Source organism: Paraburkholderia dipogonis (assembly GCF_046027395.1).
Taxonomy (GTDB): domain Bacteria; phylum Pseudomonadota; class Gammaproteobacteria; order Burkholderiales; family Burkholderiaceae; genus Paraburkholderia; species Paraburkholderia dipogonis_A.
In genome coordinates, this window is the sequence record NZ_JAQQEG010000036.1 from 37,004 (window position 1) to 61,372 (window position 24,369).

The 24,369-nt window shown below is 61.1% G+C and carries 22 protein-coding genes; 18 read left to right on the forward strand and 4 right to left on the reverse strand.

From position 1 onward, the window contains the following. Positions 1-36 precede the first annotated feature (36 nt). The 7 genes from PQR32_RS30835 to PQR32_RS30865 all read left to right on the forward strand — a co-directional run bounded on the left by PQR32_RS30835 (position 37) and on the right by PQR32_RS30865 (position 6,250). The gene (locus tag PQR32_RS30835) at positions 37-558 is read left to right on the forward strand and encodes an OmpH/Skp family outer membrane protein (protein ID WP_181916899.1); all 522 of its coding nucleotides are present in this window, start codon (positions 37-39) and stop codon (positions 556-558) included. A gap of 230 nt (positions 559-788) precedes the next feature. Continuing rightward, positions 789-1,901, forward strand: a complete 1,113-nt coding sequence (gene lpxD, locus PQR32_RS30840; protein WP_408236048.1) for a UDP-3-O-(3-hydroxymyristoyl)glucosamine N-acyltransferase — start codon at positions 789-791, stop codon at positions 1,899-1,901. 208 nt (positions 1,902-2,109) lie between these two features. Continuing rightward, on the forward strand, positions 2,110-2,574 hold the full coding sequence (gene fabZ / locus PQR32_RS30845) for a 3-hydroxyacyl-ACP dehydratase FabZ (RefSeq protein WP_006048683.1): 465 nt from the start codon (positions 2,110-2,112) through the stop codon (positions 2,572-2,574). Between the two features lie 118 nt (positions 2,575-2,692). Beyond that, a complete protein-coding gene (lpxA, locus tag PQR32_RS30850; RefSeq protein WP_408236051.1) occupies positions 2,693-3,481 on the forward strand; it encodes an acyl-ACP--UDP-N-acetylglucosamine O-acyltransferase in 789 nt (262 codons plus the stop codon). 3 nt (positions 3,482-3,484) lie between these two features. Continuing rightward, the gene (gene lpxB, locus PQR32_RS30855; RefSeq protein WP_408236054.1) at positions 3,485-4,654 is read left to right on the forward strand and encodes a lipid-A-disaccharide synthase; all 1,170 of its coding nucleotides are present in this window, start codon (positions 3,485-3,487) and stop codon (positions 4,652-4,654) included. Then, on the forward strand, positions 4,651-5,394 hold the full coding sequence (gene rnhB, locus PQR32_RS30860) for a ribonuclease HII (RefSeq protein WP_408236057.1): 744 nt from the start codon (positions 4,651-4,653) through the stop codon (positions 5,392-5,394). The genes lpxB and rnhB overlap by 4 nt, the downstream gene beginning before the upstream one ends. 70 nt (positions 5,395-5,464) lie before the next feature. Continuing rightward, the gene (locus PQR32_RS30865; protein WP_408236060.1) at positions 5,465-6,250 is read left to right on the forward strand and encodes a TrmH family RNA methyltransferase; all 786 of its coding nucleotides are present in this window, start codon (positions 5,465-5,467) and stop codon (positions 6,248-6,250) included. A gap of 51 nt (positions 6,251-6,301) precedes the next feature. On the opposite strand, the gene ppsR is transcribed toward PQR32_RS30865, so the two are convergent. After that, positions 6,302-7,117 (reverse strand): posphoenolpyruvate synthetase regulatory kinase/phosphorylase PpsR, encoded by an 816-nt coding sequence (ppsR, locus tag PQR32_RS30870; RefSeq protein WP_012433432.1) that lies wholly within the window; start codon positions 7,115-7,117, stop codon positions 6,302-6,304. 520 nt (positions 7,118-7,637) lie between these two features. Between ppsR and ppsA the strand changes: the two genes are divergently transcribed. The 3 genes from ppsA (at position 7,638) to PQR32_RS30885 (ending at position 11,648) form a co-directional block, all read left to right on the forward strand. After that, positions 7,638-10,043 (forward strand): phosphoenolpyruvate synthase, encoded by a 2,406-nt coding sequence (gene ppsA / locus PQR32_RS30875; RefSeq protein ID WP_408236064.1) that lies wholly within the window; start codon positions 7,638-7,640, stop codon positions 10,041-10,043. A gap of 155 nt (positions 10,044-10,198) precedes the next feature. Continuing rightward, positions 10,199-10,654 carry an NfeD family protein gene (locus PQR32_RS30880; RefSeq protein WP_408236067.1) on the forward strand — a complete coding sequence of 152 codons (456 nt, stop codon included), beginning with the start codon at positions 10,199-10,201 and terminating at the stop codon, positions 10,652-10,654. 61 nt (positions 10,655-10,715) lie between these two features. Continuing rightward, the gene (locus tag PQR32_RS30885; protein WP_168794362.1) at positions 10,716-11,648 is read left to right on the forward strand and encodes an SPFH domain-containing protein; all 933 of its coding nucleotides are present in this window, start codon (positions 10,716-10,718) and stop codon (positions 11,646-11,648) included. Between the two features lie 331 nt (positions 11,649-11,979). Here the strand turns inward: PQR32_RS30885 and smpB are convergent, their stop codons facing one another. Beyond that, the gene (gene smpB / locus PQR32_RS30890) at positions 11,980-12,426 is read right to left on the reverse strand and encodes an SsrA-binding protein SmpB (protein WP_042323149.1); all 447 of its coding nucleotides are present in this window, start codon (positions 12,424-12,426) and stop codon (positions 11,980-11,982) included. Between the two features lie 100 nt (positions 12,427-12,526). Here smpB and PQR32_RS30895 point away from each other — a divergent pair, with 100 nt between their 5' ends. Continuing rightward, on the forward strand, positions 12,527-12,964 hold the full coding sequence (locus PQR32_RS30895; protein ID WP_012433427.1) for a type II toxin-antitoxin system RatA family toxin: 438 nt from the start codon (positions 12,527-12,529) through the stop codon (positions 12,962-12,964). Continuing rightward, positions 12,961-13,293, forward strand: a complete 333-nt coding sequence (locus PQR32_RS30900) for an RnfH family protein (RefSeq protein ID WP_408203935.1) — start codon at positions 12,961-12,963, stop codon at positions 13,291-13,293. The genes PQR32_RS30895 and PQR32_RS30900 overlap by 4 nt, the downstream gene beginning before the upstream one ends. A 223-nt stretch (positions 13,294-13,516) precedes the next feature. Here PQR32_RS30900 and PQR32_RS30905 read toward each other — a convergent pair whose 3' ends face one another. Further along, complete coding sequence (locus PQR32_RS30905) at positions 13,517-14,494, reverse strand: DMT family transporter (protein ID WP_408236070.1); 978 nt, start codon at positions 14,492-14,494, stop codon at positions 13,517-13,519. A 372-nt stretch (positions 14,495-14,866) separates the two neighbouring features. Here PQR32_RS30905 and guaB point away from each other — a divergent pair, with 372 nt between their 5' ends. The 6 genes from guaB to PQR32_RS30935 all read left to right on the forward strand — a co-directional run bounded on the left by guaB (position 14,867) and on the right by PQR32_RS30935 (position 23,257). Continuing rightward, on the forward strand, positions 14,867-16,327 hold the full coding sequence (gene guaB, locus PQR32_RS30910; RefSeq protein ID WP_012433424.1) for an IMP dehydrogenase: 1,461 nt from the start codon (positions 14,867-14,869) through the stop codon (positions 16,325-16,327). A 6-nt stretch (positions 16,328-16,333) separates the two neighbouring features. Then, on the forward strand, positions 16,334-17,071 hold the full coding sequence (locus PQR32_RS30915; protein WP_408236073.1) for a hypothetical protein: 738 nt from the start codon (positions 16,334-16,336) through the stop codon (positions 17,069-17,071). A gap of 191 nt (positions 17,072-17,262) precedes the next feature. Beyond that, a complete protein-coding gene (guaA, locus tag PQR32_RS30920; protein WP_408236076.1) occupies positions 17,263-18,846 on the forward strand; it encodes a glutamine-hydrolyzing GMP synthase in 1,584 nt (527 codons plus the stop codon). 222 nt (positions 18,847-19,068) lie between these two features. Further along, positions 19,069-20,367, forward strand: coding sequence for a tyrosine-type recombinase/integrase (locus PQR32_RS30925; RefSeq protein WP_408236079.1), 1,299 nt, complete (start codon positions 19,069-19,071; stop codon positions 20,365-20,367). Positions 20,368-21,501: 1,134 nt separating this feature from the next. Next, the gene (locus tag PQR32_RS30930; RefSeq protein WP_408236082.1) at positions 21,502-22,242 is read left to right on the forward strand and encodes a helix-turn-helix transcriptional regulator; all 741 of its coding nucleotides are present in this window, start codon (positions 21,502-21,504) and stop codon (positions 22,240-22,242) included. After that, a complete protein-coding gene (locus tag PQR32_RS30935; protein ID WP_408236085.1) occupies positions 22,226-23,257 on the forward strand; it encodes a fatty acid desaturase in 1,032 nt (343 codons plus the stop codon). Before PQR32_RS30930 ends, PQR32_RS30935 begins: the two co-directional genes overlap by 17 nt. Here the strand turns inward: PQR32_RS30935 and mnmH are convergent. After that, positions 23,183-24,241 carry a tRNA 2-selenouridine(34) synthase MnmH gene (mnmH, locus tag PQR32_RS30940; protein ID WP_408236088.1) on the reverse strand — a complete coding sequence of 353 codons (1,059 nt, stop codon included), beginning with the start codon at positions 24,239-24,241 and terminating at the stop codon, positions 23,183-23,185. The two genes, PQR32_RS30935 and mnmH, sit on opposite strands and share 75 nt — an antisense overlap. Positions 24,242-24,369: the final 128 nt, after the last annotated feature.

Genomic DNA, 24,369 nt, shown 5'->3' on the forward strand with positions numbered 1-24,369 from the left:
GCGGTCCGGCCAAACTACAGTATCGAGAGGATGACTTTGCTAACCGGTATGTTTTCGAAACGTGTGGCGTGCGCGCTGGCGCTGGCGATGACCTTGGGTGTCGGGGTCGCGCATGGGCAGGAAGCCAGGATCGCGGCGGTGAATTCCGACCGTATCCTGCGCGAATCCGCTGCCGCGAAGGCCGCGCAGGTCAAGCTCGAGGCCGAGTTCGCCAAGCGTGACAAGGACCTTGCCGACATGGCGCAGAAGCTGAAGTCGATGTCCGATTCCCTCGACAAGAACGGTGCGTCCATGTCGCCCGCCGATCGCGCGCAGAAGCAGCGTGATCTGTCGCAACTGGACACGGACTTCCAGCGCAAGCAACGCGAGTTTCGTGAGGATCTGAACCAGCGCCGCAACGAGGAACTGGCTGCGGTGCTCGACCGCGCCAACAAGGTGATCAAGCAAATCGCCGAGGCGCAGCATTACGATTTGATTGTCCAGGAAGCGGTGTACGTGAGTCCGCGCATCGATATCACCGATCAGGTGCTGAAGGCGCTGGCGGCGTCGGGCAACTGAACGTGGCTGCCGGGCTGAAAGGCCCGGCAGTCGATCTGACGAGTCGGACTGAACAGCAGTAACCATCTTGCATGGGATCGGAGTAAGCGCTAAAGCGCTAACTCTGGTCGACCGCATGTGCATGGGACCAGAGTAAGCGCTAAAGCGCTAACTCTGGTCGACCGCATGTGCATGGGACCAGAGTAAGCGCTAAAGCGCTAACTCTGGTCGACACAGGAGACAGGATAGGCATGGCATTTACGCTCGTGGACATCGTCCAACGGTTCGGCGGTGAAGTAGTCGGAGACGGTTCGCAGCGCGTCGGCAGTCTCGCGCCGCTCGACCAGGCAGGCCCGGACCAACTGGCGTTCCTCGCCAATCCGAAGTACCTGTCGCAGGTCGAAACGACCCGTGCGGGCGCGGTGTTGATCAACGCCGACGACCTCGCCAAGCTCGCTTCCCGCGAGAATCGTAATTTCATCGTCACGCCGAATCCGTACGCTTACTTCGCGCGTGTCGCGCAAACCTTCATCGACCTCGCTGCACCCAAGGCGGCCCCCGGCGTGCATCCGAGCGCGACCATCGACCCGTCGGCGCAGATCGCCACGAGCGCGGTGATCGGCCCGCACGTCACGGTGGAAGCGGGCGCGGTGATCGGCGAGAACGTGCGGCTCGACGCCAATGTCGTGATCGGCCGCGGCACGCGCGTCGGCGCGGGCTCGCATCTTTATCCCAATGTCGCGGTGTATCACGGTTGCAAGCTCGGCGAGCGCGTGATCGTGCACGCAGGCGCGGTGATCGGCTCGGACGGTTTCGGCTTCGCGCCGGATTTCGTCGGCGAGGGTGAGGCGCGTACCGGCAGCTGGGTGAAGATTCCGCAGGTCGGCGGCGTGTCGATCGCGGCAGACGTCGAAATCGGCGCGAACACCACCATCGACCGTGGCGCAATGGCCGACACGATCATCGAAGAGTGCGTGAAGATCGACAACCTCGTGCAGATCGGCCACAACTGCAAGGTCGGCGCTTATACGGTGATCGCCGGCTGCGCGGGCATCGCGGGCAGCACGACGATCGGGCGTCATTGCATGATCGGCGGCGCCGTCGGGATTGCCGGGCACGTCACGCTGGCCGACTATGTAATCGTCACGGCGAAATCGGGCGTCTCGAAGTCGCTGTTGAAGCCTGGTATGTACACCAGTGCCTTCCCGGCCGTGAACCATGCAGACTGGAACAAGAGCGCGGCGTTGCTGCGCAATATCGACAAACTCCGCGATCGTATCAAGGCGCTTGAAAATGTCGCGGCGGAGAAGCAAGACAGCCCGGCGGCCAACGCGGCAAGCAAGGCCGCAGGCGATAAAGTCTGAAACATCAAGGCAACTGGCTAAGCATTTCGCAGGGCAACCTGCTGGCTCCGCGTAAAATGGCGGGCAAGCATCAGGAAGCAAAGTCGGTTGCCGTGACCGGGTGGCGCGGCCGCCGGGTCACGGCGAGCGCCGGCAGCACGCGTTACCAACCCACCTGCACCAGCATCCGCAGTCATCACCGCGCAGTCAATGCGTGAGCAGAAACACCATGAGCACCGAAAAAATCAATCTCGACATTCATAAGATTCTCACGCTGCTGCCACATCGTTACCCGATCCTGCTGGTCGACCGGGTGCTCGAACTCGAGCCGCACAAGAGCATCAAAGCGTTGAAGAACGTGTCGATCAACGAACCGTATTTCCAGGGTCATTTCCCGACCCGTCCGGTGATGCCGGGCGTGCTGATTCTCGAAGCGCTCGCGCAAACGGCGGCCCTGCTGACGTTTTCGGAAGAGCCGAGCGACCCGTCGAACACGCTGTATCTGTTCGTCGGCATCGACAACGCGCGCTTCAAGCGCGTGGTGGAACCGGGCGATCAGTTGATCCTGAACTGCACGTTCGAGCGTCACATGCGCGGCATCTGGAAGTTCAAGGCGCGCGCCGAAGTGGATGGCGTGGTCGCGGCGGAAGCCGACCTGATGTGCGCAGTGCGGCACACGGACAAGGACGCTTAAACGCACTTAAGCGCCTGGCGCTTAAATCAGCGTCCGGGCGGTCGGCGGCGTCATGCGCGCGCTGACCTCCCGCCAGATGCCTATCCAGACAACGCAACAGAATCAGAAGCGAGGACGCATGAGCAGGATTCATCCCACTGCGATCGTCGAACCGGGCGCACAACTCGACGAATCCGTCGAAGTCGGACCATATGCCGTGATCGGCGCACATGTGACGATCGGCGCGCGGACCACGGTCGGTTCGCACAGCGTGATCGAAGGTCACACCACGCTCGGCGAAGACAACCGGATCGGCCACTATGCATCGGTCGGCGGCCGTCCGCAGGACATGAAGTACAAGGACGAGCCGACCCGGCTCGTGATCGGCAACCGCAACACGATCCGCGAGTTCACCACGATCCACACCGGTACGGTGCAGGACTCGGGCGTCACCACGCTCGGCGACGACAACTGGATCATGGCGTACGTGCACATCGGGCACGATTGCCACGTCGGCAACAACGTCATTCTGTCGAGCAACGCACAGATGGCCGGCCACGTCACGATCGGCGACCACGCGATCGTCGGCGGCATGTCGGGCGTGCACCAGTTCGTGCGCATCGGCGCGCATTCCATGCTGGGTGGCGCGTCGGCGCTGGTGCAGGACATTCCGCCGTTCGTGATTGCCGCCGGCAACAAGGCCGAACCGCACGGCATCAATGTGGAAGGCCTGCGCCGCCGCGGTTTCTCGCCGGACGCGATCTCGGCGCTGCGCGCGGCGTATCGCGTGCTGTACAAGAATGGCCTGTCGCTGGAAGAGGCGAAGGTGCAGTTGCGCGAACTCGCGTCCGCGGGCGGCGATGGCGATGCGCCGGTGCAGACGCTGCTCGCGTTCGTCGAAGCGTCGCAACGCGGCATCATCCGCTAACCGATGGCATTGCAACCCAGTCCACTGCGTGTCGCGATGGTGGCCGGCGAGCCGTCCGGCGACCTGCTGGCCGCCTCGCTGCTCGACGGCCTCGCGAGCCGTCTGCCTGCCGGGACCCAGTACTACGGGATCGGCGGCCCGCGCATGATCGCCACGGGCTTCGACGCCCACTTTCCGATGGAAAAGCTGTCGGTGCGCGGTTATGTCGAGGCGCTGAAGCACATCCCCGGGATCCTCGGCATTCGCAACGAACTGAAGCGGCAACTGCTGGCTGAACCGCCGGCGGTGTTCGTCGGCGTCGATGCGCCCGATTTCAACTTCGGGCTCGAGCATCCGCTGCGCGACGCGGGCATCCCGACCGTTCATTTCGTGTGTCCGTCCATCTGGGCGTGGCGCGGCGGCCGCATCAAGAAGATCGCCAAGGCGGTCGACCACATGCTGTGCGTGTTCCCGTTCGAAACGGCACTGCTGGAGAAGGCGGGCGTCGCGGCATCGTACGTGGGCCATCCGCTCGCTGACGAAATTCCGCTCGTACCGGACACGCTCGGCGCGCGCCGGAAGCTGGGTCTCGCGGAAGACGGCCCGATCATCGCGGTGCTGCCGGGCAGCCGGCGCTCGGAGATCGATCTGATCGGCCCGACGTTCTTCGCCGCGATGGAAATGATGCAGCACCAGGAGCCGAGTCTGCGGTTCGTCATGCCGGCGGCCACGCCGGCGCTGCGCGAGATGCTGCGGCCGCTGGTCGATTCTCACCCCGGTCTCGCGCTGACGATTACCGACGGCCAGGCGCAGCTCGCCATGACCGCGGCCGACGCGATCCTCGTGAAGAGCGGCACCGTGACGCTCGAAGCCGCGTTGCTGAAAAAGCCGATGGTGATTTCGTACAAGGTGCCCTGGCTGACCGGCCAGATCATGCGCCGCCAGGGCTATCTGCCGTATGTCGGCCTGCCGAACATTCTGGCGGGGCGCTTCGTGGTACCGGAGATTCTGCAGCACTTCGCCACGCCGCAGGCGCTGGCGGAAGCTACGCTGAAACAGTTGCGCGACGAGACCAACCGGCGCACGCTGACGGAAATCTTCACGGAGATGCATCACGTGCTGAAGCAGAATACCGCGCAGCGCGCGGCGGAAGTCGTGGCGAGCGTCATCGAAAAGCGGAAGGCGCGGCCGTGACCACTGCACGCGCACCTCGCCGTAAAACCGTTGCGGGAGCGGCGGCGCAACAGGTCGGCCTGAACTTCGAGACGCCGGACGACGTTGTCTGCGGCGTCGACGAAGCAGGGCGCGGACCGTTGGCCGGCCCGGTCGTGGCTGCGGCGGTGATTTTCGACCCGTCCAGGCCGATGATTCGCGGTCTCGACGACTCCAAAGTGCTGAGCGCGAAAAAGCGCGACGAACTGTACGACAAGATCGTCGACCGGGCGCTGGCTTACTGCATCGCTTCGGCATCGGTCGAAGAAATCGATTCGCTGAATATCCTGCACGCCACCATGCTGGCCATGAAGCGCGCCGTGGAAGGCCTGTCCGTCGTGCCGACGCTCGTGAAGATCGACGGCAATCGCTGTCCGACGCTGAGCGTGCGCAGCGAAGCGGTGATCGGTGGCGACGCGCTCGTCAAAAGCATCTCGGCGGCGTCGATTCTTGCCAAGGTCACGCGTGACCGGATGCTGCTCGAATTGCATCAGACGTATCCCGTCTACGGCTTCAACGCGCATGCCGGTTACGGCACGCCGCAGCATCTCGCGGCGCTGCGCGAGCATGGGCCTTGCGAGCATCATCGGCGCTCGTTCGCGCCGGTGCGCGAAGCGCATCTGCGCCTGGGCACGGGCGTGCCGCTGCCGGCGGGTGAAGTGATCGTCGTGTCCGAAGTGATGTTCGACGACGACGCTTTTGGCGAACGCAACGCCTTCTGAACGTTACACGAGCGCTTCATGAGCGCCGCGTGTCACCAACCCTTCCTCATTCTCACTGTCTTCGCTGCCTGTGAAAGCCATCACCTCGCGGGACAATCCGCTCTACAAGCGCCTGAAGGCATTGGCCGGCTCGACGCATCAACAGCGCAAGAGCGGCCACGCGCTGCTCGAAGGGTTTCATCTCGCGAGCACGTATCTCGACGTCGCCGGGCAACCGGAAATGTGCATCGTCACCGATGGCGCGCTGCGCCATGACGAAGCGCAGGCGATCGTCTCGCGCATCGAGGATCATCGTCTCGTGACGCTGCCGGACGCGTTGTTCGGGCAGTTGTCGAATGTCGTGCACGGCGTCGGCATTTTGCTGCTGGTTGAAAAGCTCGAAACGCCGCTGCCCGACGAGGTCGCGCAAACCTGCCTCGTGCTCGACGGCGTGCAGGACGCCGGCAACGTCGGCTCGATTCTGCGCAGCGCGGCCGCCGCGGGCATTCAGCAGGTGTTCTGCGCGCCGGGGACGGCATACGCATGGTCGTCGAAAGTCTTGCGCTCGGGCATGGGCGCGCACTTCCTGCTGCAGATTCACGAGGATGTGGAAGCGCAGGCGTTGATCGAGCGGCTCGCGGTGCCGATCGTGATCACGGATTCGCATGGCGCCGAGGCGATCTACGATTGCGATCTGAGCGGACCGCTCGCGTGGGTATTCGGCAACGAAGGGGCGGGCGTCTCGCAGATCTGGCGCGACAAGGTCTCGTTGCGGGTGACGATTCCCCAGCCGGGCGGCATGGAGTCGCTGAATGTGGCGGCCGCGGCGGCCGTGTGCGTGTTCGAACAATGCAGGCAGCAGCGCGGCCGTAGTTGACGTGAAAGACACGCGCGTTCCCGCGCGCGTCTCTGCTTCAGGCCGTCGGGCTCAATAAGAAGGCCTATCCAGCTTGATTTCCTGCAGGATCGTCGTCGCGATCTCTTCGATCGACTTGTGTGTCGACGACAACCACTTGATCCCTTCACGCCGCATCATCGCTTCGGCTTCGTTGATCTCATAACGGCAATTCTCCGGAGCGGCGTACTTGCTGCCGGGCCGGCGCTCGTTGCGAATCTCCGAAAGCCGCTGCGGATCGATCGACAAACCGAACATCTTCTGCCGATGCGCCAGTAGCGGCGTAGGCAATTTGCCGCGTTCGAAATCTTCCGGAATCAGCGGATAGTTCGCCGCTTTCACGCCATACTGCATGGCCAGATAGAGGCTCGTCGGCGTCTTGCCGCTGCGCGATACGCCGACCAGAATCACGTCGGCGTCGGCGAGATTGCGGTTCGATTGACCGTCGTCGTGAGCGAGCGAGAAGTTGATCGCCTCGATCCGGTTCTTGTACTCCTCGGTGTCCGCGTTCTGGTGGCCGCGGCCCATCGCGTGGCTCGACTTCAGTTCCAGTTCCTGTTCGAGCGGCTCGACGAAGGTCTGAAACATGTCCAGCACGAGTGCATTCGAGCCTTTGACGATCTGATTCGACGCGCTGTCCACCAGCGTCGTGAAGACGATCGGACGGCGGCCGTCCTGCACGATCGCTTCGTTGATCTTTTCGAGCGTGGCGTAGGCCTTTTCCGTCGAGTCGACGAAGGGCACGCGAACCAGGCGGAATTTCTGGTCGAACTGGGAGAGGATCGAATGCGCGAAGGTTTCGGCAGTGATCCCGGTACCGTCGGAGACGATGAATACGGTGGGCGGCATCAGTGGGACTGGGGAACGTGAGCGGAAAAAAGCGCTCGAAAGAAACATCGCTATGTCGACGACGCTGCCCGGTGGCTAACCGGAGACTGCAGCGGCGCTCGACCAGCGCGCCGTGGGCACCGCAACTGCGCCCGGATGGCGGCGGGGCCTCGCAAAAGCCCGCTGGCCGGTCCGGGGCGCGATTCGAGGCGCAATTCTCGTCCGACTGTCACATTTTCAAAGTCGGCACGGTAGAATAGCGGCAACCTGTTGGATAAGCAATTGCAGGCGATCGGCGTCTAACTTACCGCGAACGGTCGTTGAACGCCGCGCTTTTGGTCGGTAACTTGCGGCGAACGCGATGGATTGATCGATAAATTCGTCGATTCACCTTCTTCGTCGCGCATCCGGCGCTTCGGGCAATTTGCAGCGATTGCTTCTCCAACAGGTTGTGCAAGACGCGAGGTCACGCTTCCAATGGGCGTCTCGCGTTCGAGCCCACTTGCACAGCCGTGAATTTCTTTCACACTTAGGGGCTTGTATGACTAACGCAGTTACCGTCGCAAAGGATAAGGCGTATGTAGTTCCGTTTGAGCAGTTGCGGATGACCGACGTGGAAATCGTCGGTGGCAAGAACGCGTCGCTTGGCGAGATGATCAGTCAGCTCGCTGAAGCCGGCGTGCGCGTGCCGACCGGTTTCGCCACCACGGCGCTGGCTTTCCGTGACTTCCTGCATCACAACAACCTGACCGAACGCATCGCCAAACGTCTCGAGACGCTCGACGTCGACGACGTGAAGTCGCTCGCCGAAGCGGGCAAGGAGATCCGTCAATGGATCGTCGACGCGCCGTTCCAGCCGCAACTCGAGGCCGATATCCGCGCGGGCTTCGACACCCTGCAAAACAGCTCGCCTGAAGAGCTGTCGTTCGCCGTGCGTTCTTCGGCAACGGCGGAAGACTTGCCGGACGCATCGTTCGCGGGTCAGCAGGAAAGCTACCTCAACGTGGTCGGCGTCGAAGACGTGCTCGATCGCATGAAGCACGTTTTTGCGTCGCTGTACAACGACCGCGCTATCTCCTATCGCGTGCACAAGGGCTTCACTCACGCTGAAGTCGCGTTGTCGGCGGGTGTGCAGCGCATGGTGCGCTCGGACGTCGGCGCGGCCGGCGTGATGTTCACGCTGGACACCGAATCGGGCTTCAAGGACGCTGTTTTCATCACGTCGAGCTATGGTCTCGGTGAAACCGTGGTGCAAGGCGCGGTGAATCCGGACGAGTTCTACGTCTACAAGACCACGCTCGAGCAAGGCAAGTATCCGATCATCCGCCGCTCGATCGGCTCGAAGCTGATCAAGATGGAATTCACCAAGGCGGGCGAAGCCGGCCGCGTGAAGACCGTCGACGTGGCGCACGAGCAGCGCAACCGCTTCTCGATCACGGACGAAGACGTGATCGAACTGGCCAAATATGCCGTCATCATCGAAAAGCACTACGAGCGTCCGATGGACATCGAGTGGGGCAAAGACGGCCGCGACGGCAAGATCTTCATTCTGCAGGCGCGCCCGGAAACGGTGAAGAGCCAGGCGGCAGGCAAGGCCGAGCAGCGCTTCAAGCTGAAGGGCCAATCGAACGTGCTGGCAACCGGCCGCGCAATCGGTCAGAAGATCGGCGCGGGTCCGGTGCGCGTGATTCACGATCCGTCGGAAATGGACCGTGTGCAGCCGGGCGACGTGCTGGTCGCCGACATGACCGACCCGAACTGGGAGCCGGTCATGAAGCGCGCTTCGGCGATCGTCACGAACCGTGGCGGGCGCACCTGCCACGCGGCGATCATCGCGCGTGAGCTGGGTGTGCCGGCGGTGGTCGGCTGCGGCGACGCGACCGACGTGCTGAAGGAAGGCGCGCTGGTCACGGTGTCGTGCGCGGAAGGCGACGAAGGCAAGATCTACGACGGCCTGCTCGAAACCGAAATCACCGAAGTGCAGCGCGGCGAACTGCCGCCGATTGCGGTGAAGATCATGATGAACGTCGGCAACCCGCAGCTGGCCTTCGACTTCTCGCAACTGCCGAACGCCGGCGTGGGTCTGGCGCGGCTCGAGTTCATCATTAACAACAACATCGGCGTTCACCCGAAGGCGATTCTCGAATACCCGAACATTGATCAGGACCTGAAGAAGGCCGTCGAAAGCGTCGCTCGCGGTCACGCATCGCCGCGCGCGTTCTACGTCGACAAGCTGACCGAAGGTATCGCGACGATCGCGGCGGCGTTCTATCCGAAGCCCGTGATCGTGCGTCTGTCGGACTTCAAGTCGAACGAGTACAAGAAGCTGATCGGCGGTTCGCGTTACGAGCCGGACGAAGAAAACCCGATGCTGGGTTTCCGTGGCGCGTCGCGCTACATCGCCGACGACTTCGCCGAAGCGTTCCAGATGGAATGCATCGCGCTGAAAAAGGTGCGTGAAGAGATGGGCCTCGACAACGTCGAGATCATGGTGCCGTTCGTGCGTACGCTGAAGCAGGCGGAGCGCGTGGTCGGGCTGCTGGCGAAGTACGGCCTGAAGCGCGGCGAGAACGGCCTGCGCCTGATCATGATGTGCGAAGTGCCGTCGAACGCGATTCTGGCCGAGGAATTCCTGCAGTTCTTCGACGGTTTCTCTATCGGCTCGAACGACCTGACGCAGCTCACGCTCGGCCTCGACCGCGACTCCGGCATGGAACTGCTGGCGGTGGATTTCGACGAACGCGATCCGGCGGTCAAGTTTCTGTTGAAGCGCGCGATCGACACGTGTCTGCGACTGGACAAGTACGTCGGCATCTGCGGCCAGGGCCCGTCGGATCATCCGGACTTTGCGCAATGGCTGACCGACGAAGGCATCAAGTCGATCTCGCTGAACCCGGATACGATCATCGAGACGTGGCAGCAACTGGCGAAGTCGGCGAAGCAGTAAGGCGAACGGCATGCCGCGTCCTAAGCGGCATGCATAACGTGCGATCCGTACGTCAAATGCCTGTTAAAGCGTGCTGCATGGCCCGTTGAAATGCGCTCGCTTCGTGCTATAAACACCCCGGTAGATCCGGGGTGTTTTGCTTTGTGGAGGTCGACGTGGCGCCAGGTGGATTGTTCTGGTGGATCGGGGCGGGTGTGCTGGTCGTGCTGGAGTTGCTCAGCGGCACTTTCTATCTCTTGATGATCGCGTTGGGCTGCGTGGCGGCCGCCATTGCGCACCTCGCGGGCGCCGCGGCCGACGTGCAGTTCGCGGTCGCGGCCGTGGTGGCGCTGGCGGCGGTCCTGCTGCTCAGGCGTTCGCGGTTTGGCCGCAGAACGCGCAAGGAGGCGTCGCGCAACCCGGACGTCAATCTCGACATTGGTCAAACGCTCACCGTGCCGGTGTGGCACGAGCGCCGGGCGCGCGCCAATTATCGCGGCGCGGCATGGGACGTCGAACTGGCCGCTGGCGAGCCGGAAGACGCGCCTCTCTACGAAATCACGGAGTTGCGCGGCAGTTGCCTCGTCGTCGTGGCGGCGCGTCATTCAAACACCCGGGCTACCGCGGCCTGAGTGTTCGCGCATCACACACGCATCACACACAACTATTCGAACTACGGACCGGAGGGCAGTAATGGATTCGACCATCGTCGGGGCGGTGCTTCTGATCATCGTGATCGTATTGGCGGCGCAGATCATCAAGATCGTGCCGCAGCAGCATGCGTGGGTTCTGGAGCGGCTCGGCCGCTATCACCGTACGCTGACGCCGGGCTTGAGCTTCGCGTTTCCGTTCGTCGACCGGATCGCTTATAAGCACATCCTCAAGGAAATTCCGCTCGAGGTGCCGAGCCAGGTTTGTATCACCCGCGACAACACGCAGTTGCAGGTGGATGGCGTGCTGTACTTTCAGGTCACCGATCCCATGAAGGCGTCGTACGGGTCGAGCAACTTCGTGTTCGCGATCACACAGTTGTCGCAAACCACACTGCGCTCGGTGATCGGCAAGCTCGAACTCGACAAGACCTTCGAGGAGCGCGACTTCATCAACCACAGCATCGTGTCGTCGCTCGATCAAGCTGCGACGAACTGGGGCGTGAAGGTGCTGCGCTACGAGATCAAGGATCTGACGCCGCCCAAGGAAATTCTCCACGCGATGCAGGCGCAAATCACCGCCGAGCGTGAGAAGCGCGCGCTGATCGCCGCTTCGGAAGGGCGCAAGCAGGAGCAGATCAATATCGCGTCGGGCGGTCGTGAGGCGGCGATCCAGAAGTCCGAAGGCGAGCGACAGGCGGCGATCAATCAGGCGCAAGGTCAGGCGTCGGCGATTCTGGCCGTGGCCGAAGCCAACTCGCAAGCGATTCAGAAGATCGCGGCGGCGATTCAGTCGAACGGTGGGATGGAAGCGGTGAACCTCAAGGTGGCTGAACAATACGTGAACGCGTTCGGCAATCTCGCGAAGCAGGGCACCACGCTGATCGTGCCGGGCAACCTCGCGGACATGAGTTCGATGATCGCTTCGGCGCTGACGATCGTGAATAAAGGGAAGGGCGCGACTGAAGTGCGGTGAATGCGCCGGCAGCGCTAAATGCGCCGACTGCGCTGACTGCAGCGACTGCGCTGAACGCACCAAATCGCCGAGCGCGCCGAATACCCCAGGCGCGCCGACTGCGCTGAATGCACAGACCGGACCGAACACGCCGGCAGCGCGGACCGCGTTTTTACCTGCAGAAAAAAATGGCCCGCGGACTGTGCGGGCCATCTCTATTTGAGCGCTTGCGGGTCCGATTGCGCGCCGCTTGCAGGTCGATCACGGCGGCTTTGCGGCAAACGAAGCGCGGCATGTCCGCACACCGCCCGTCGCCGATCAGACGAAACCGCCGATCAGACTAAACCGCCGATCAACTCGGCGAGCGCATCAAACGCGCCTTTTCACGTTCCCAATCGCGTTTCTTCTCGGTCTCGCGCTTGTCGTGCTGCTTCTTACCCTTGGCGAGACCAATCTCGCATTTGACGCGGCCGCCCTTGTAGTGGAAGTTCAACGGCACGAGCGTGTAGCCGCGCTGCTCGACCTTGCCGATCAGTTTGCTGATCTCTTCGCTATGCAGCAGCAGCTTGCGCGTGCGCACCGGGTCGGGATTGATGTGGGTCGAGGCTTCGGGCAGCGGGCTGATGTGCGTGCCGATCAGGAACAGTTCGTTATTCTTGATAACAACGTAACCTTCCTTGATCTGGCCGCGCCCGGCGCGCAGCGCCTTGACCTCCCATCCTTCGAGCACGAGCCCTGCTTCATAGCGTTCTTCGACCGAGTAGTCGTAGAAGGCTTTTCTGTTGTCGATGATGCTCATGAATGGAAAGTGCCCAACTCGTTTAAAATCACGATTTTAGCAAAGCGGGGCAAGGAAAGCCCGCTGCGCTCGTCCACCCTTGCCACGCGCTGTTCAATTTATGGCAGATGTCCAGAAAACCGTGTTGATTCGCCATTCGGCGGAACAGATGTTCGACCTCGTCACCGACGTCGCCGATTACCCCAACTTCCTGCCTTGGTGCGGGGGAGTCGAAATCCGCCGCCGGGACGAAACCGGCATGGAGGCGAAGATCGACATCAACTTCAAGGGCATCAAGCAGCACTTCGCCACGCGCAACAGCATGGAGCGGCCCACGCGCATCGATATGGAGTTCGCGGACGGCCCCTTTCGCAAGTTCACCGGCTTCTGGCGTTTTACGCCATTGCGCGCCGACGCTTGCAAGATCGAATTCGCGCTGCACTACGAATTCACCAACATCATTCTCGAGAAGATCATTGGGCCGGTGTTCAATCACATCGCCAATACCTTCGTCGAATCGTTCGTGAAGCGTGCTGACCAGCGCTACGGTAAGGCATGAGCGCGCGCTTGTCGATTGAAGTCTGCTATGCGTCGGCCGGCGAGCAGGCGTTGATTGCCGTGGAACTGCCCGAAGGCGCCACGCTGCAGCAGGCGCTGGACGCCAGCGGCATCTTGCGGCGTTTCCCGCAGATCGATCTGGACACGCAGAAAGTGGGCGTGTTCGGCAAGCTCAAGCCGCTCGACGCGGTGCTGGCCGATCATGATCGGGTGGAGATTTACCGGCCGCTGCTGGTCGATCCCAAGGTGTCGCGTCAGCGGCGCGTCGAGAAGACCCGCAAGGCGGGCTCGATCGAAGGGCGTCGCTGGCAGAACAAGGATTCGCGGTAGGTGGATTTTGCATGGGCGGGCGCAAGGCGGCGGCCAGGAACTGCGTCCGTCAAAGCTTGGTTCAAGCCGAGCCTGCGGCCGCGAGCTGTTTCCGCCAAGCCTCGCATAGGCCGCACGCCCGGCCGGGAAGTGCTTCGGTCAAGCCTCACTCAGGCCGCGTCTCCGGCCATGTACTGCGTCCACCCAGCCTCAATCAAGCCTCGTCCCCCGGCCATGTCCCGCCTCAAGGCGCCGACACCTGTGGCTTGTCCTTGATCCGCGCAACCCCAGACGTATCGTCGTCCGCGTGCTGGCGCACCGACCAGCACACCCCGGCCACCAGCAGCAGAATCGCCGCCAGTTCCAGCGGACGCGGCAGTCGCTGGTCATAAATGAACGCATAAAGCAGCGCGAAAAGCGTCTCGAACACGATCATCTGGCCGGAGAGTGTCAGCGGCAGCCGTTTCGATGCGGCATTCCACAGTCCGTTGCCGAGCCACGACGCGCCGATCGCGAGCCCCAGATTGAGCATCCAGAAGGTGTGCCAGCGGCCGTCGGCCAGCTCGCCCTGCGGGCCGCCCGCCGGCAACACGGCGACCACGAGCCACAGCGCCGCGCCGAGTGCGCCCGTCACCACGCCCCACAGCACCGACCATTCATTGCCGCTGAAATGCGTCTGGCGTTGCAGATAACGAGCGTTTTCGACCGCGAACCACGTCCAGCATCCCAGCGCGCCGACCGCGCAGGCCAGTCCGATCAGCTTGGTGACGACGCTCACCGGCGTGCTGTCCGCCACCGTAAACACATCGATGTTGATGCAGACGATGCCAGCCATCACCATCGTCAGCGGCCAGGCGAGGCGGGCGAGGGGCACCGCGCCGTGATCGCGCCGGCCCAGCAGCGTCACCGTGACGGGCAGCACGCCGACGATCAGCGACGCCGGCGCGATGCCGATCAGGTGCACGGCCGCCGTCAACAGGAGGTAATAGAGGAGGTTGCCGGCCAAAGCCAGTTTCACCAGCGCGCCGAGATCCTCGCGGGTCAGGCGTTTGACGAGCGAGCGCGCCATCGGCAGCGCGGCGGCCAGCGAGACGATGCCGTACATCGTGTAGCGGCCGGCGCTCAGGAGCGGCGGCGAAAAGTCCGGCAGCACGCGCGGCACCAGAAAAACCATGCCCCATAAGGCCCCGGCCATTACCCCATATGCCACACCGCGCTGCATCGACTGCCCCTGCAAAAAAAACTGGAATGGTCGGCAGAATAGCCGGTTGGCGGGCTGGGCGTCTTGTTCGATCCTGCATTCGGGCGGATTTTGTGCGGTTTGAGCACGCGTTTTCCATAGCCGCACGGGCCCGTGCGGGCTCGGCCGGCCTTGCGAACGCCGACGCGAACGAGCGACATTCGAGCCCGCCGCTGCCACGCTGCGCCCGAACGCGCAAACGAAACCTGATCGAACCCGAGGCGAACAGCCAAGCGAAATCCAGGGGCCCGATGGCGCGAAAAAAACCGCCCGAAATTCGCTAAGCTGCTGTTCGTGCAGTGAAAACCAGGGAGGTATCGCGTATAATTCGCTTTTGCGCCTATAGGATTTGCCATGCGTCTGATCCAAACAGCACTCACGTTCGATGACGTGCTCCTCGTCCCGGCTTTCTCCGATGTTCTGCCGCGCGACACCAGCCTCAAGACCCGGCTGACCCGCAACATTTCCCTGAATATGCCGCTCGTGTCCGCCGCCATGGACACCGTCACCGAAGCACGCCTCGCCATTGCGATGGCGCAAATGGGTGGCGTGGGCATCATCCACAAGAATCTCACCGCAGCCGAACAGGCGCGTGAAGTGGCCAAGGTCAAGCGCTTCGAATCGGGCGTCGTGCGTGATCCGATCACGGTGCCGCCGCAGATGAAGGTGCGCGACGTGATCGCGCTGTCGCAACAGCATGGCATTTCGGGCTTCCCGGTCGTCGAAGGCGCGCAACTGATCGGTATCGTCACGAACCGCGACTTGCGCTTCGAAGAGCGTCTGGATGAGCCGGTGCGCAACATCATGACGCCGCGCGAGCGCCTCGTCACCGTCAAGGAAGGCACGCCGCTCGCCGAGGCCAAGGCGCTGATGCACAGCCACCGGCTGGAGCGCGTGCTGGTCATCAACGACGCATTCGAACTGCGTGGCCTGATGACCGTCAAGGACATCACCAAGCAGACCGAACACCCGGACGCGTGTAAAGACGAACACGGCAAGCTGCGCGCGGGCGCGGCGGTCGGTGTGGGTGCGGACAATGAAGAACGCGTCGAGCTGCTGGTGCAGGCGGGCGTCGACGTGATCGTCGTCGATACCGCGCACGGCCATAGCCAGGGCGTGCTCGAGCGCGTCAAGTGGGTCAAGCAGAACTTCCCGCACGTCGAAGTGATCGGCGGCAACATCGCCACCGCGGCGGCCGCCAAGGCGCTCGTTGAATACGGCGCGGACGGCGTGAAGGTCGGCATCGGCCCGGGCTCGATCTGCACGACGCGGATCGTCGCCGGCGTGGGCGTGCCGCAAGTCACCGCGATCTCCAACGTGTCCGAAGCGCTGAAGGGCACGGGAGTGCCGGTCATCGCCGACGGCGGCGTGCGCTTCTCGGGCGACGTCAGCAAGGCGCTGGCAGCGGGCGCGAATGCCGTGATGATGGGCAGCATGTTCGCCGGCACTGAAGAAGCGCCGGGCGACGTGTTCCTGTATCAGGGCCGCCAGTACAAGTCTTATCGTGGCATGGGCTCGGTCGGCGCGATGAAGGACGGCGCGGCGGACCGCTACTTCCAGGACAACTCCGCGAACATCGACAAGCTGGTGCCGGAAGGTATCGAAGGCCGAGTCGCCTACAAGGGCTCGGTCAACGCGATCCTGTTCCAGCTGATCGGCGGCGTGCGCGCCAGCATGGGCTACTGCGGCTGCCGCACCATCGCCGAGATGAACGACAAGGCCGAGTTCGTGCAGATCACGGGCGCGGGCTTGCGCGAGTCGCATGTGCATGATGTGCAAATCACCAAGGAAGCGCCCAACTACCACGTGGACTAAACGCCAATGAAGCCATTGCTGCGCGCTGTACTCATCCTCGATGCCTTGCTGTTGCTTGCGTTCGGCCTGCTGTTCCTGCTGACGCCGTGGACTTCGCTGTACAACGCGCTGCTTCTGGTGCAAACCCAGCCGGCTCTGGTCGGTCAGGGGTTTGGCGTGGCGCTGATCGGGCTCGCATGGCTGGCCTTGCACGCGTCGGTCGATGGCGCGCTCACGTCCACGGTTGCCAGGGTGATCGGTCATGTGAACTGGCTGACCGGCGTGCTGATGCTGATCTGGCTGCTCGGCCTGCATACGCCGGCGCTGACCGGTTTCGGTCAGATCGTCGCGGTGCTGACAGGCGTGGTGCTGCTGGTGATCGGTCTGGGCGGCGTGCGTTTGTCGGGCGCGGTGCGGCGGCGTGAACGAGTGCGGCTCGCTGAAGCCGTCGTTGCCGAGCGCGCCGAAAAGCAGGCTGCCAAAGACGCCGCGAAAGACGCGGCCAACCGGCGCGAGCCGGGCCGTGTCACAGCGGGCTTTCCGGTCTATCACGCCGAGCCGGTCGTCGAGCCCGTCGTGCCGGTTACGCGGCCTGTCGGTTCTGTGAGTCCTGTTGCAGGGGCGCCGCTTCATCCGGTGGTCGACGAAGCCAGTCTGACGCCGTCCGAACGCGCAGCGCGGGCAGAAGCCGCCGCCGCGCGAGACGAAGCCCGCAACGGCGCCGCCGACGCGCCTGGCGCGCCCCGGCCGCCGTTTCATGGCTGACGCGTTGCGCGCCACGCCGTCCGCCGAAGCATCCGGATCTTGTGCGCGCGCGCTGCGGGCAACCGTCCGCGCCAATCCGCTGCATCGTTACGTTTCATGCTCGATCGTCCCCACGTGGACCGCTTTGAATTCAACGCCGTGCTCCGCGCGCGGTATTCCGTATCCGCTCACTTTTGACTCCGTCCGCTGCCATGCATGACAAGATCCTGATCCTCGACTTCGGTTCGCAAGTCACCCAACTGATTGCACGTCGCGTTCGCGAAGCCAACGTGTATTCGGAAATTCATCCGTACGACGTCGATGCGTCGTTCATTCGCGACTTCGCGCCGAAGGGCGTGATCCTCTCCGGCGGCCCGAGCTCGGTCACCGAAACGGATACGCCGCGCGTGCCGCAAGCCGTATTCGAACTCGGCGTGCCGGTGCTCGGCATCTGCTACGGCATGCAGGCCATGGCCGAGCAACTCGGCGGCAAGGTCGATATCGGCCACCTGCGTGAGTTCGGTTATGCCGAAGTGCGCGCGCGCAATCACACGAGCCTGCTCGAAGGCATCAGCGACTTCACCACGCCGGAAGGCCACGGCATGCTGAAGGTGTGGATGAGCCACGGCGACAAGGTGCTGGAAATGCCGCCGGGCTTCGCGCTGATGGCGTCGACGGAATCGTGCCCGATCGCGGCGATGGCCGACGAACAGCGCCATTTCTACGGCCTGCAATGGCACCCGGAAGTTACGCACACCGTGCAGGGCCGCGCCATGCTCGAACGCTTCGTGCTGCAGATTTGCCGCGCGCAGCCCGACTGGGAAATGGGCCACTACATCGACGAAGCCGTCGCGAAGATTCGCGAGCAGGTCGGTAAAGAGCACGTGATTCTGGGCCTGTCGGGCGGCGTGGATTCGTCGGTGGCGGCGGCGCTCCTGCATCGCGCGATCGGCGATCAACTGACTTGCGTGTTCGTCGATCATGGCCTGTTGCGCCTGAACGAAGCCGAGCAGGTCATGGCGACCTTCGCCGACCACCTCGGCGTAAAGGTGATTCACGTCGACGCAAGCGAAGTGTTCCTGCGCAAGCTGGCCGGCGTGACCGATCCGGAAGCCAAGCGCAAAATCATCGGCGCGGAATTCGTCGAAGTGTTCCAGACCGAAGCCGGCAAGCTGACCGATGCGAAGTGGCTGGCGCAAGGCACGATCTATCCGGACGTGATCGAATCGGCCGGCAAGGGCAAGAAAGCCACGCAGACGATCAAGAGCCACCACAACGTGGGCGGCCTGCCTGAGACGCTGAATCTGAAGCTGCTCGAACCGCTGCGCGAGTTGTTCAAAGACGAAGTCCGCGAACTGGGCGTCAAGCTCGGTTTGCCGCCGGCCATGGTGTACCGTCACCCGTTCCCGGGCCCGGGTCTGGGCGTGCGGATTCTCGGCGAAGTGAAGCGCGATTTCGCGGACCTGCTGCGCCGCGCGGACGCGATTTTCATCGAGACGCTGCGTACCTTCATCGATAAGGAAACCGGCAAGTCCTGGTACGATCTGACGAGCCAGGCGTTCGCGGTGTTTCTGCCGGTGAAGAGTGTCGGCGTGATGGGCGATGGGCGGACTTACGAGTATGTGGTCGCGTTGCGTGCGGTGCAGACGCTGGACTTCATGACCGCGCATTGGGCGCATCTGCCGCATGAGCTGCTCGGGCATGTGTCGAACCGGATCATCAATGAAGTGCGCGGTATTAACCGGGTGGTATACGACATCTCGGGTAAGCCGCCGGCGACGATCGAGTGGGAATGATTTAGACTGCTCCCAAGTCGTTCCGGGAGGTCCGGTTTTCCATGTTTTTCCGTTTAAAAACATGAGGTTATTGTCTGGTGTAGTCTGTTGTGATCCGGGCAATGCCTGGTGGAAATGTCGGTATCGGTGACGGTACCGACGTTTCTTCCTCGGACGGCCTTGTCCGATACCGTCAAATCAGTCTGACGGTATCGGTTGACGGTATACGTTCGAGGAGTCGCTATGCTCACAGACATGCAGTTGCGAGCGCTGAGGCCGGCCCAGAAGATCTACAAGGTTGCCGATCAGCGGGGGCTATATGCGGCAGTGACGCCGTCAGGCGCGGTGAGCTTTCGGTACGACTATCGGGTGAACGGTCGCCGGGAAACCCTGGTTATCGGCCGCTACGATCCATCACTTTCCGCACGGAAGCCACGCAAGCCAGACGAACTCGGATTCGGTATGGCTATTAGCCTCCCGGAAGCCCGGCTTCTACGCGACCAAGCCTACGGAGCAATCCAACGCGGAGAAAGTCCCTCACGCGCGAAAGTCGAGAAACGGGTCGAGGCGACCGAGGCGCTAACGTTTGGTAAGTGGGCGGAGAAATACTTTGTGGAGACTGCTCTTGCCGACTCCACACGAGCGATGCGCAAATCGGTATACGAGCGGAATCTCGCGTCGGAATTTGGCCGGCTGAAGTTGGAAGAGATCACGCCCGCACGACTGATGGCGCGCTGCGAGAAGATCAAGGAAAGGGGCGCCGCGGCCCCTGCCGTGCAGGCGCGCGACATCGTTCTGCAGGTCTACCGTTTCGTGCAGGCGCGGGGACTAAAGGTGGACAATCCTGCGGAGGCCATCCGCCCGTCTGCCATCGCCAGCTTCAGGCCGCGCGATCGGGCACTGTCGCCTGCCGAAATCCACGTGTTTTTCAGTGCACTGGAACAGACGCCGACGATGCCTACGCTGCGCCTTGCTATCAGATTCATGCTGCTCACACTGGTGCGCAAGTCCGAGTTCATTCTGGCGACGTGGGGCGAGATAGATTTCGACACCGCAGTCTGGACAATTCCGAAGGAACGGATGAAGGCCGGTCGCCCCCACATTGTCTATCTGAGCCAACAGGCTCTGGACATTCTGGTCGCATTCAAGACGTGCTTCGGAGCGAGTTCGTACGTGCATCCCGGCCGCTATGAGACGGCCTCCCCAATAAGTATGGCGACTCTGAACCGCGTCATTGACAGCACGGTCAAGCTGATACGCGACGACGGGACAGATTTTGATCCTTTCGCGGTACATGATCTGCGTCGGACGGCCAGCACGCTCTTGCACGAAGCAGGGTTCAACACCGACTGGATCGAGAAATGCCTCGCTCACGAACAGCGTGGCGTGCGCGCAGTCTACAACAAGGCGGAGTATGCAGAGCAGAGGAGGGCGATGCTCCAGGCGTGGGCAGATATGCTGGATGGCTGGATTGCTACGAATCCGAAGGCGAGCGTCCTAACGCTGGCACAGCCTGCCAGGACTCGTGCGTACATCTCTTGAGCTCGAACTTCTGTGTGCTCAGGAATGTACCCGTTTGCACTCGGATCGTCATGTTTGACGCTGGACGACAAGAAACAGAACTTGGTAGTACGTCAAAAATTTTTCTTGATGAATCGGACTCCTGTTTATCGTGTCAAATATCGTTTAACGCCCGAATAGGACTCGAATTGTTGTCATAAGCATTTTAATTAAAAAGAAGAAATATTGCTTGCCGTGCGAAATATACGCACTCGTATACGCAAAAATCCGGATGTTAATGGCGGTTAGAGATTGAACGGAAGTGACCCAAACTCGTCCCAAGCCGCTCCGGAAAGCTGGCTTTTCGTGCTACCTATTTAAAAAATGAGGGCGTTGTGCGTTGCGATTCGCTGTGGCCCCGGCAGGCCACGCGTCAACGTTAGTACCGCTGATGGGCCCGCGATCTTTGGTTCACCGACCGGACCGTTGCGGGCCGTTTAGAAGACGGACTTGACGGGCGGCTTGGCTCGACGTTTTCGCAGCTATTTGCACAGACGAAATCGGACAGTGCTAAGCTAAATCGTTACTTGTCGCAAAGCGATTTGTTTCATAAAGCTTTCGAACATGTCAAACGTAATATCCGAACTGGGGTTTCTTTGCCCCAAGTGCAGCGTCCCAATGGAAGACGGTTGGGAAGTCCTCGCTGTAGGAGAGGTTCACCGCCTCACCTGCCAGTGCTGCGGCACCGAGTTCGACGGTTTGATCGTCGAATGTCTCGCTTGTGGGTCCGAAGACTTTATCACGAGCGTCTCGGAAATCGACCCAGGGGAAATCGCCTGCTCTTCATGCGGTCATCGCAACCGCCCTAGCGGAGCCGACGATGAAGAGTCTTGTTTTTGAGCGTGGACTTAATACCGGTGGGGAACACATCGTGCTTTCTCTGTTCAGTACGGCGCGCGGTTTTTCTCTCGAGCGACGGGTTATTGAAAGGGATCAAACGGCGTCCATCCAGGTTCTTCCGATTACTGCCTTGCGGGACTTACACAGATTCGCGAACGCAGACCCTTATTCCGCAGAATTGGCGCCGTTGTATTACGAAGTTAGGCGTCACCTTGTAGAAAATCGCGTGGTCGAATAGCTAGGCGAGCGCGTGAAGGGGTTGAGGAGGGTGAAGATATGACTGCCCAACAGACGTCCCCTGAAGTAAGCAGACTTTTCGAAAAGATCATGGTCGCCAAGGACGACTCTGAATTAGCCGATTACGTAAGATCGCTCGTCACGGCGCTTGGCGGGGAGTCATATGTGTTCGTTTCCCTCCATCCCGGTGCTACAACGGCTAGCCGCGTCACGCATCGTTTTCTCATTGGCTGCCGTCCCGAATGGTGCCAGATGTATAACGCCAATAAATGGTACATGACGGATCCGTTTTTGGAGTATGCGCGAAACAACACCGAACCGATCACTGGATCGAAGATTCTCGTGGAAACGCAGGGCCAGCGCGAAATGCTCGCGGCGGCAAGCAAAAACGGCTTCAGAAGTGGGATCGTCGTGCCCGTTCATACCAGCACTACAGAACGCATGGGTGTTCTGTACATCGGCTCCGACGATAGTCAGGCAGTAGGGGAAAAGAGGCTCACTGCGCAGCGCTTGTATTTCAGGGCGCTCGCCATGGAATTGCTTGATTGGTCCATCCGAATGGCGAGACGCGAGGTCCTTGAGGCGCACGGTATTACTGAGATGGATCTTCGCGTAGTGGGTTACCTTAAAAGTGGATTTACCGCTGAGGACATCGCTCGTGAGCTTGACGTCTCGGTCCAGACAGTCTACGGGAATTACAAAAAAATTAAGGATAAGTTTGGGGTTTCGCACATATCAGAAGCGGTTAAGTTCGCGGAAGTGAATGACCTTCTGGCGTAACTCGGGTGGAGCGTTTTGGCTCTCACTCACTTTACCGATCGTCGCGGGCATCTCGTTTTCCGTCGGACGCCCGTGGGTATTTGTGGCCGTGGTCCTTTTCGTTCTTCCTGCTCTTGACGCGGCGATAGGGCGTGGCACCCCGCGGTCGGGGCAAGCCAACGAGAAGACAGATGAAGATCAGGTACCCTCCTGGTTCGCCCTAGCTTGGGCTTTAGCTGTAGCAATCGGTGCGTATCGTGCGTCAAACGCGTCATGGATAAATCTGATTGGGTTTGCTGTCGCGTGCGGAATGTTAAGCGCGACCGCGATGGCGCACCTGCATGAACTAACGCACCGACAAGCCCGAATATGGCAACAGGTTAGTGACCTAGCATTTGTCATCGCCGGCTATCCGCATTACCGGGCTGCACACAGATTGCACCATCAACACGTTGGAAATCCGCAGTTCGGCTCGACGGCGTCATTGGGCACATCGGTCTGGCGTCATGTTGGACGCTCCTACGCAGCGGCTCTGATAGCGTCGTTTTCTCGGCATTCCTACCCGTGTGGCAGGGTACCGCGTAGTCTTTTTCGAAATGCACTTTTCTCAATTCTGTTGCTGGTTCTGGCTGCGTTCCTGCAATGGAAGATCGCTCTTTTCTACATCGGATACGCTATTGTTAGCGTGTTTGTCGTTGAGGCCGTCGGGTACATGCAGCATTACGGATTCGACCCGGATCTTTCGCGTACCGCGGTCACTTCGTGGGACGTCGACTTCTGGTTGTCTAATTGCCTCTTGGTGAACAACGGATTCCACAACGCTCATCACCGGGACGGTGAAGTGCCCTATCTGGGTCTTGCTGCGCAACGAGTTACTTTACCCGGAGGCTACTTTCAGATGCTGTTGTTGACGCTTTTCCCGCCGTTTTGGTTTTCGACAATGGACCGGCGAGCAAAGGTCTTACTGAGGCGGTGGCGACGCAGGAACGTCTGCCTCTGCAATCAGACCTCGTGCGATGTTTGTGAGGTGCGCTGAGTCAAGCGTTTCGAGTCGGATCTTGACGGCATGCTCGGTATGCACATAATTTTTCTTCGTCGAACGAAAATACGCGGGGTCGTAGTAGTCCAGCATGATGCTCTTAAAGAGAGCGTCGATATCCCGACGTTCGGCCATTGAAACCCATTTCTCCAACGTCACTCCGCTTACGAGTGCTTTCAGATGAGCAAGTTGAGCGACCAGACCTACGGGGTCCCTCTCGAAGTGGGGATACTCGCCGCGCCACATGGCGATTCTTTCGGGCATTGGAGTCTCGACTGCGAATAGACGTCCGCCATGCATTCTGTGAAACAACGCTTCTGGTAATTGAACGCGCCCGATTCGCTTGCTTTCACTTTCAATCCACACCTGCTTTGCTAGGTCTAGACGACCTATCTCGGCAAGCAGGAGGCTGTCGAACAATTTTTGACTTGGCTGCGCCCGACCCGGAATCGCTCCTATGATTGACCCGCGGTGCGAGGCAAGAGCCTCCAGGTCGATGACCTGCGCACCAGCCTCCCTTAACGCGAGTAGCAAGCGAGTTTTTCCGCAACCGGTGGGACCGGAGAGCACATTGAGTTGCAAGTGTGTAGGGACTTCGTCGAGGGTTTGACGCACCCAGCTTCGATATCCTTTCCAGCCCGCCGGGAGCCGCTCGACCTTGTAGCCGATCGTTTCCAGCGTGTCTGTCCAAAGCTTGCTTCGCTTTCCACCACGGAAACAATAAACGAGAATTGAAATTCGCCGACTAGTCCGAAAAAACGGAAGCTCGAGGTGTCGAGCGATATTTTTTAGGGAGTAAGCAACACCAATCTGATACGCCCGCATAGGGTCGGTGCGGTGCGTAGTACCGACTTCTGCATGCTCATCGTCGAAGACGACCGGAAGGTTTATGGCTCCCGGCAAATGATCTTCGGCGAATTCGCGCGGGCTTCGCGCGTCGATGACCAGATCAAACTTTTTCAGAGCATCCAAATCATACATGTTGGGCTCCCACTATCACGATTCTGACGAAAAGTCAATGCAAAATGGCGTTGTCCCGATCTTGGGAATGCCAGACTAAACTTTCGCTTACTGGGCAGCCAATAGCCGCAACTCTCAGTTCGGTTTGG